A 7,919-nucleotide genomic window follows, 5' to 3' on the forward strand; every position below is an offset into this window, starting at 1 on the left:
GATAAATGCAAATTGTTCCGCCGGGTTGCCGTCGGGCCCTCGCACGGGGCCATGGGTCTCGCCGTCGGAATGGTACAGCCCCACCACGTGCCATTCCAGCTCGTCGGTCAGGGCACAGGCCTCGATCTCGCCTATAGTTCCGAGCGTGCCCGGGGGCGTGGTGGCCGAAATGCTTCCTTCCCCGCTCTCAGAGGCCGTAAACCCGCTCTGGCTGCCATCGTTGGGAGTGATGGGGCCAAAGGCCTTCACGTTCGAGGGCAGGCCCGGGCTGTCGAACTCCCCGGTAAAGCCGGGATCTTTAAAAGTGACGTTCCAAACGGTATAGACCCCGTTGGGTATCAGGCCCTGAAGATCGAGCGTCACCTTTGTTCCCGCTCCGGTACATTCGGCACTAATGGAACCGGTCACTTTGCTCCACGCCCCCAGGTGACCGGGTTCCCTTCCGAGGACAAGATCGGTTGGCGGCCAAGGTCCGTGATCAGTTCCGCTCTTCCCGGATGGAATTCAAGACCGTCCGAACCTATAATTCACTTGTACAAGGGGAATTTTGGATTTCTTTTAGCGAGGCTGGTAATCCAAGTCCAGACCTAACATTCCTTTTGCCAGAACCTCGCGGGTAATGTAGCTGTTCGAGGGGTGGACCCTTCCCAAACGCGCATCCCGGAACAGACGTTCAAATCCGGATTTCCGCAAGATTCCGGCCCCGCCCATGATATCCATGGCCCTGTCAACGATGCGCCAAGAACCTTCCACGGCGTGGCATTTTGCCGCGAATATCTTTACGCCCCAAGGCGCACCGTATGCCTTGCCCTCGCCCCATTCCCGAGCTATGGTATCGAGGTGCGGCCCAATGCCCTCCAGCTCCAAGATCATTTCAGCGATATCGTGCTGGATGCCCGGAAGATGGGCCATGGACGGACGATCCAGTGCAACGGACTTCTTTTTCTTGACCGACTCCAAGACCATGTCCACCACACGTTGCGCGAGGCCATAATAAACATTTCCAAAGCCCATCAGCGCCCAGGCAAAAATTCCCAGGATAAACCCATCGATGCCCTTAAAGCCCGTCGGGAGTTTCCTCACGATATATTTATCGGGAATAAACGTCCCGTTGAGCAGGGTGTCATCGGAACGGGTCGCCCGCATGCCCAGGACATTGTCCCAAGTATTCCTGATCTCAAAATTTTTGGAATCCCTTGGCAAAAAGGCATGGACCACTATGGGGTTGTCGGGGTCGCTATTGTCCTGTCCGTGCAGGCCTAGGTAGTCACAGACCGGGGTCAGGCTTCCGAACATCTTATGTCCGGTGAACGTATAGCCGCCCTCCACCCGTTCCGCTCTACAGGTCGAATACAGAACGGGGATATCGTTTCCCGATTCGCCATGGCCCGCCGCAAAGACTTTGCCTCGTCCGGCCTCCTCCAGCACCCATTGCATCGTTGTATCGCCATTTCTCCAGAGATCCGCGGCCAGGCCGGCCCAATAGTTGTGCATGTTGAGCGCCAATGCCGTGGGAGCGGCATGATACGCCAATTTTCTGGTAAGGGCCTCGCATTCGTCCATTGGCATTCCATAGCCCCCGAATTCCTCGGGAACGGCAATTAATAAATAGCCGGCCTGCTTCAGTTCGTCAAAATCCTCTTGAAAAAAGAGGTTGTTCGCATCGTAATGCGCCGCCCTTTCCCCACACATTTCAAAAATTTCCCCTAAGTCCTTTAAAAGGTCTTCCTTTTTCCGTGATACAGTTGCTGTCTGTTCAATAATACCCTAGTTTTAGAATTGATCGATTAACTTTTTACATATAGTTGGGGGAACATTAGGTGATACTGATCGGTTTTTCGTTTTGTTCGAAAGATGGGCCAATACTCCATTCATAAAGGCCAGCATCTTTATTCATACCGTTTTTTTTTGCAACTTAACACCTCAAAATTAGTAGGTTGCCCTTTCAAGTTCTATAACGGATAATTTTATTTTTGGTAAAATTCGACCAAAGTTCAAATCACTTCATTGCTCCTTTTGATAGGAAAGCGGTTGTATGTCGAAGCGTTTCTGAAAACATTTGGTAAAATAGGAAGGACTGGTAAAACCTGCATCGAAAGCGGTCTGGAATATATTTCGATCGGTCTTCAAAAGATCCAGCGATCTTAGGAGCCGGTATTCGCGCAGCAGGTTGTTGGGCGACATGCCCGTAATCTCGGTACTTCTTCGGAACAGCTTTGATTTGCTCATGGACATCTGCCTACAAAAATCGCCGACCTTTACGTCGGGATTTTGCCAGTTGGCCGCCATAGTATTCATAAGTAGGCCCAAGAAACTTTCGTCAGTGGGGCCGATCCATTTAAAAAGGTTCTTTCCGTTCACGGTATTTTGGCCATCTTCTTTGTAAATTTCACGGACTATGGATGCTATGGCAATTTGATTGCCCGGGCCGATGCCCGACAGGTACTTCGCCATTTCGATGGTATTCCCGAACAGGGATTTGCTCTTTGATACGGGCATCCCCGCATTTAGGCCGATCCTTAGGTCGATGAGCTCCCCCGCCACGTGCAGTCCCTTTTGAAGGGCCAGGGCACATCTCACGGCCTGGGTTACGGAGACAAAGGAGGCTATAAAGCCCTCCCCCTCCAATTCCACTTCCCGGCCCTCATATTCCTGTAAGGCCGACCGCATCATTTCATGGTACAACGCCATCAATTTTGCGGCCTTTTCCCTGCCCAATGCCTTCTTCTGCAACCGGGTGTCCTTGGTGCCGGAAACCATTATGATCCGAAACGCGGGGTCGTTGAAGATCTTTAGGTCGGGATCAACGCCATAATAGCCTTCGGGATCGTGTATCCTTCCCAAGAACGCCTCGACCACATTACTGTTGACTTGAATGATTTCATGGGGGATGAGGCCATGGGCCATATCGTGCATTTTTTTTACGGAAACTTCGTCAGGGCCATCCACCAGGCAAAAGGCGCTTCCCCTTTCCTCGTCTACCCAATAGGTCATGCACCTACATCCGAATTTATCCTGAATGCGCAAATCCTCCCTATGCGCTTCCGCGGCATTTTGGGCCTCGATACCGGGAACTATGTGGCAATCCATGAAGATAGGCATATCCCAAATAATTTATGGCTTCTATAAAATTAGCACAATTGGTTCCACTTTTCGATGTTTATCTAAAGAAACGAATTGTCCATCATTAAAAATAGGACATTTGGTTCATTTTATATTAAAAACAGTTCAGCTCCTCTTCAGAATAAAAGAACCGAATCGTGGATTTCGGGCTTTAGGTAGTTGGTATGATTTTGCCCCAAGTTCAATTTAACCTGTTGATTAGACGCCGCTGCTATGCATTTTTTGGGCAAAAGAGACAAAATGACATTCAATAAGCCTTATGGAGTGACAAAAAGGCATAATTTTGGTATTGGTATATCCTTTGACCTGGTGAGAGCGAATGCGAAGTTTAATCTTAAAACATAAACATCATGAATACTACGAAGAGAAACCATTTAGTTTTTCCATCTTTAATGAATGAAATTTTCAAGCCAGATTGGTTTGGTGGATTGGAGAATGCTGTCGGCACCGCCCCAGCTGTGAACATTAAGGAGAACGAGCGAAGTTTTGAACTGGAATTGGCAGTACCCGGAAGAAAGAAATCCGATTTTAACATCGAGATCGATAAGGACGTCCTAACTATTTCTTCGGAGGTCAAAAGCGAAGGTGAGGCCAAAGAGGAAAACTACACGAGAAGGGAATTTGCATTCACTTCTTTCAAGAGGGCTTTTACCTTACCGAAGACCGTCGACAATGATAAGATCGACGCAAACTACGAAGATGGTATTTTGAGGTTCGTTCTTCCAAAAAAAGAGGAGGCCCTGCCGAAGCCAAAAAGATTGATAGAATTGTCGTAAACAGATGTAAGTTATTATGTAAAGGCTTATAATTTTTGTAAGTTTTCATAATGGTTGGTTTAGTTGGTTAGTTAGGGAAAGCGTCTTGAGAAATCAGGGCGCTTTTCTTTTGGGTTTTAATTGGGGCTATAAATCGTTGGATGAGATAAAAAAAAGGGAATTATCTGATAACAATGAGTATTTATGCGATTTAGACTTATCTAAAAATTAAACTTATTTATTTGTATACCAATGTCTAATAGTATTCTATTTGCCGCTTTGGTTTATAAGTTAGGAATTTGGATAAATTTCTTGAAATTTACCGGTTATAGAAGGCATTTTTGCGAATGTATAGTACTTTATTTGGTAAAATACTTCTTTGGCGAGACTCTTTACCTAAAATTTTCCACACTGAAGAGCGGAACATGGGAAGTTCTATTTAGGAAAATTTGTAGGAATTATATGCTTGGACACGCCCTGATTACTTCTACGAGAAAGAGGTACAAACTGGCGTTAGCGCAAACAAAAAATCTGGAAAATCCTCCCAAGATATTTTTTTGAAAAATGGATTTTGTACGCTGTGATTTAGCTTTCGATGGCGCTCGAAATGACGTATTTAAAGTTCAGAATTCAGGATTGGTAATAGGGAATCTCGACCGGGCTCGATGTGACCTACTTGAAATATGGCATCTCGACTTCGCCTGACTGCCGGCAGGCAGGTTTGATGTGACAGACTTCTTTAGTCCTGTTCCTGCAACATTTTGATTTCGTCGCGCAGTTGGGCGGCCTGCATAAAATCCAGTTCCTTGGCCGCTTTTTCCATGGCCTTTCTTTTGGTGCGGATCAATTTTTCGATTAGGTCTTTGGTCAGATAGTCCAAATCGGGTTCGGCGGCACGTAGTTCTTCCTTCTGGAAATGATAGGTCGAAACGGAATTTTTGGATAGGGCACTGTCCAGATTCTTTTTCAATGCCTTTGGAGTAATGTTGTGTTCCTGATTATAGGCGGCCTGTTTGTCGCGACGGTAATCGGTCTCGTCCATGGTTTTTTGCATACTGGCGGTAACCTTGTCCGCATACATAATGGCCTTTCCGTTGAGATGTCTGGCCGCGCGGCCCACGGTCTGGGTCAGGGAACGGTTGCTACGAAGGAATCCTTCCTTGTCCGCATCAAGAATGGCGACCAAGGAAACTTCGGGAAGATCAAGGCCTTCGCGCAGCAGGTTTACGCCGATAAGCACATCAAACACTCCCTTTCGCAGGTCTTGCATGATTTCCACGCGTTCCAAGGTATCGACATCGCTATGAATGTAACGGCAGCGTACGTTGATCCGTGCCAAATACTTCGCCAGTTCCTCGGCCATTCTTTTGGTAAGCGTGGTGACCAGGGTACGTTCATCCTTTTCCACCCGTTGCTGTATTTCCTCGACCAAGTCGTCAATCTGGTTCAGACTGGGCCGTACTTCAATGACGGGGTCTAGGAGTCCCGTTGGGCGGATAACTTGTTCAACATAAACGCCTTGGCTCAATTGCAGTTCATAATCCGCAGGGGTAGCACTGACATAGATAACCTGATTTTGTAAGGCTTCGAATTCCTCGAACTTTAGGGGGCGGTTGTCCATCGCAGCCGGGAGCCGGAATCCGTAATCCACCAGATTCACTTTTCTCGAACGGTCGCCCCCGTACATAGCATGTACTTGGGGAATCGTTACGTGGCTCTCATCGACTATCATGAGGTAGTCATCGGGAAAATAATCCAAAAGGCAGAAAGGGCGGGTGCCCGGTAGGCGGCCATCCAAATATCTGGAATAGTTCTCGATACCGGAGCAGTAGCCGAGTTCGCGGATCATTTCAAGGTCGAAATTGGTGCGTTCTTCCAAGCGTTTAGCTTCCAAGGGCTTTCCGATATCCTTGAAATAATCGATCTGTTTGACCAGATCGTCCTGAATTTGGTGGATGGCGTTTTGAAGGACATCCTGGGAAGTAACGAACATATTTGCCGGATAGATGTTCAGGGTTTCGTACACCTCGACCACATTGTTGTTGAACGGATCAAAAGCTTCGATTTCCTCTATTTCATCCCCAAAAAAATGGATACGGAAGGCATGATCGGCATAACTTGGGAAGACATCCACCACATCCCCTTTAACCCTAAAGTTTCCGTTTTTAAATTCCGCCGTAGTCCTTGAATATAATCCCTGGACCAGTTGATGCAGGAATTTGGTACGGGCAATTACCTGATTTTTTTTGATGGAAATCACATTTTTCTTGAATTCAACAGGGTTGCCGATACCGTACAGGCATGATACGGAAGCGACCACAATAACATCTCGCCGCCCTGATAGCAGGGAAGAGGTAGTGCTCAGGCGCAGTTTCTCGATATCTTCGTTAATCGAAAGATCCTTTTCGATATAAAGTCCCGATGTGGGAATAAAGGCTTCCGGCTGATAATAATCGTAATAGGAAACAAAATATTCCACCGCATTCTCCGGGAAAAATTGTTTGAATTCCGAATAGAGCTGTGCGGCCAAGGTCTTATTGTGCGCCAAGACCAAAGTAGGCCGCTGTACGTTCTCGATAACATTGGCCACGGTGAACGTCTTTCCTGAACCGGTAACGCCCAATAGTGTCTGGTACCGTTCTCCGGACCCCATGCCCTCGGTCAATTGCCGGATTGCTTCCGGCTGGTCCCCTGTCGGTTTGAATTCTGATACTACCTTAAATTTCATCCCCTAAAATTACAAAAGAAGGTCGGTTTGTCGGGATAGATTCGGCTATAATTTGAAGGCTATCGCTTTAGGCTAAAATGCTTATGAATTTTCCGAAGCCGTTCTGTAGAAAAACGAACGTGCCGGCAATGGGCCACCGAGTTAGAGGTCGCGCTTTCTCAGTAGGGCATAGGAAAGATAAACAAAAATAGCCGTCCAGCAGAGAACGATGGCGATCTCGTACCAATGTACCTCATAACTGAACTGGAATTCGGCACCCAGTTGCTTAGCGGCCGATTGAATCACATTCAACCTTGTAATTGGCTCATCGATAAGATTGTACATCGATTGTAAGGGAAAGAAGCCCATGACCATATCCGCAACACCGTCTTTGGTTCCGAAGAGCTTTTGTTCGCAGATTACCGTTATAATCCCTTCGATGATCTGCCATATAAACAAGAAGCCCAAGGCGAAGGCCGATCGTTTTACCCATACGCCGAGAAAAAGGCAAAAGGAGAAGAACCCCGTAAGTTTAACAAAATAGGCCAAAATATATTCGAGATCCGAAAAGATGATGGATAGTTCATTAAAATCGGAATAAATAAGGCCTAAAATGAGGGTTACCACGAATACGAAAACGGTAGAAATGCCGGCAAAAACCAAAACCGTGAGAAACTTTGAAAGTACGAACTCCTTTTTGGACAGTCCGTCGATAAGGTTCTGTTTGATGGTCTTGTTGCTGTATTCGTTCGACATCATCGATACAATGACAATAGCCAAGAACAGCTTGAACCACGCTGTAAAAAAGGTATTGAAATGCCAGATGTACGGAAAATTGAAGATGCCCTGGTCTGCCAGCTGAAAGTGTATGTCGCCAAAATCGAATTGTATCATCGAGACGAGCGCAATGGAAGTGATTAAGACGAAATATGTAATAATCAATACTCTACTCGTTCTATTGTTCCAAAGTTTTATAAACTCAATCTGTAAAAGTCGTACCATTATTTTATTATTGTTACTAACATTCAAGGTTTTTCGTTCGTTGGCCGTTGCTCGCCGTGCGCAGGTTGGCTACTGTCAATTCCTGGAAAAGCGGAATGATGTATCGCACATAGCAACTTTCAATTGGCCTGATTTTTAGTTAGTTCCAAAAACTGCTCTTCCAAACTTTCCTTGCGTTTGACAAGGTGTGAGAGTATGATGCCTTGGGTGAACAGGATTTTGTTGAGCTCCGTGGCGTCCAATTCTTCCTTAAGGATAGCGGTAATAAGGTTATTTTCGATTTTTATTGCACCAAAACTGTCGTGCTTTTCGAGATATTGGGTCAACATTTC

At 46.5% G+C, this 7,919-nt stretch carries 6 protein-coding genes and 1 pseudogene; 1 reads left to right on the forward strand and 6 read right to left on the reverse strand.

The window, feature by feature from the left end; translation table 11 throughout:
• From ACEW8S_RS00145 to ACEW8S_RS00155, 3 genes are all read right to left on the reverse strand, one after another.
• The coding region (locus tag ACEW8S_RS00145) for a hypothetical protein (protein WP_373516170.1) at positions 1-408 on the reverse strand (408 nt) is incomplete at its 3' end.
• Between the two features lie 150 nt (positions 409-558).
• Complete coding sequence (locus ACEW8S_RS00150) at positions 559-1,692, reverse strand: acyl-CoA dehydrogenase family protein (RefSeq protein ID WP_373516171.1); 1,134 nt, start codon at positions 1,690-1,692, stop codon at positions 559-561.
• Positions 1,693-2,004: 312 nt separating this feature from the next.
• Complete coding sequence (locus ACEW8S_RS00155) at positions 2,005-3,102, reverse strand: nickel-binding protein (protein WP_373516172.1); 1,098 nt, start codon at positions 3,100-3,102, stop codon at positions 2,005-2,007.
• A gap of 371 nt (positions 3,103-3,473) precedes the next feature.
• On the opposite strand from ACEW8S_RS00155, the gene ACEW8S_RS00160 reads away from it, so the two are divergent.
• Positions 3,474-3,899: an Hsp20/alpha crystallin family protein gene (locus tag ACEW8S_RS00160; protein WP_373516173.1), complete on the forward strand. Its 426-nt coding sequence runs from the start codon at positions 3,474-3,476 to the stop codon at positions 3,897-3,899.
• A gap of 718 nt (positions 3,900-4,617) precedes the next feature.
• Here ACEW8S_RS00160 and uvrB read toward each other — a convergent pair.
• From uvrB to ACEW8S_RS00175, 3 genes and pseudogenes are all read right to left on the reverse strand, one after another.
• Positions 4,618-6,606 carry an excinuclease ABC subunit UvrB gene (uvrB, locus tag ACEW8S_RS00165; RefSeq protein WP_373516174.1) on the reverse strand — a complete coding sequence of 663 codons (1,989 nt, stop codon included), beginning with the start codon at positions 6,604-6,606 and terminating at the stop codon, positions 4,618-4,620.
• Positions 6,607-6,747: 141 nt separating this feature from the next.
• On the reverse strand, positions 6,748-7,587 hold the full coding sequence (locus ACEW8S_RS00170; RefSeq protein ID WP_373516175.1) for an ABC transporter permease: 840 nt from the start codon (positions 7,585-7,587) through the stop codon (positions 6,748-6,750).
• A 119-nt stretch (positions 7,588-7,706) separates the two neighbouring features.
• Positions 7,707-7,919: pseudogene (locus ACEW8S_RS00175) on the reverse strand (ABC transporter ATP-binding protein); the annotation flags it as partial.

It is taken from the genome of Pricia sp. (assembly GCF_041745955.1).
Classification (GTDB): domain Bacteria; phylum Bacteroidota; class Bacteroidia; order Flavobacteriales; family Flavobacteriaceae; genus Pricia.

Coding starts and splice junctions, on each gene's coding strand:
- ACEW8S_RS00150 (WP_373516171.1), bottom strand. CDS start 1,692: ATGTGTGGGGAAAGGGCGGCGCATTACGATGCGAACAACCTCTTTTTT.
- ACEW8S_RS00155 (WP_373516172.1), bottom strand. CDS start 3,102: ATGCCTATCTTCATGGATTGCCACATAGTTCCCGGTATCGAGGCCCAA.
- ACEW8S_RS00160 (WP_373516173.1), top strand. CDS start 3,474: ATGAATACTACGAAGAGAAACCATTTAGTTTTTCCATCTTTAATGAAT.
- uvrB (WP_373516174.1), bottom strand. CDS start 6,606: ATGAAATTTAAGGTAGTATCAGAATTCAAACCGACAGGGGACCAGCCG.
- ACEW8S_RS00170 (WP_373516175.1), bottom strand. CDS start 7,587: ATGGTACGACTTTTACAGATTGAGTTTATAAAACTTTGGAACAATAGA.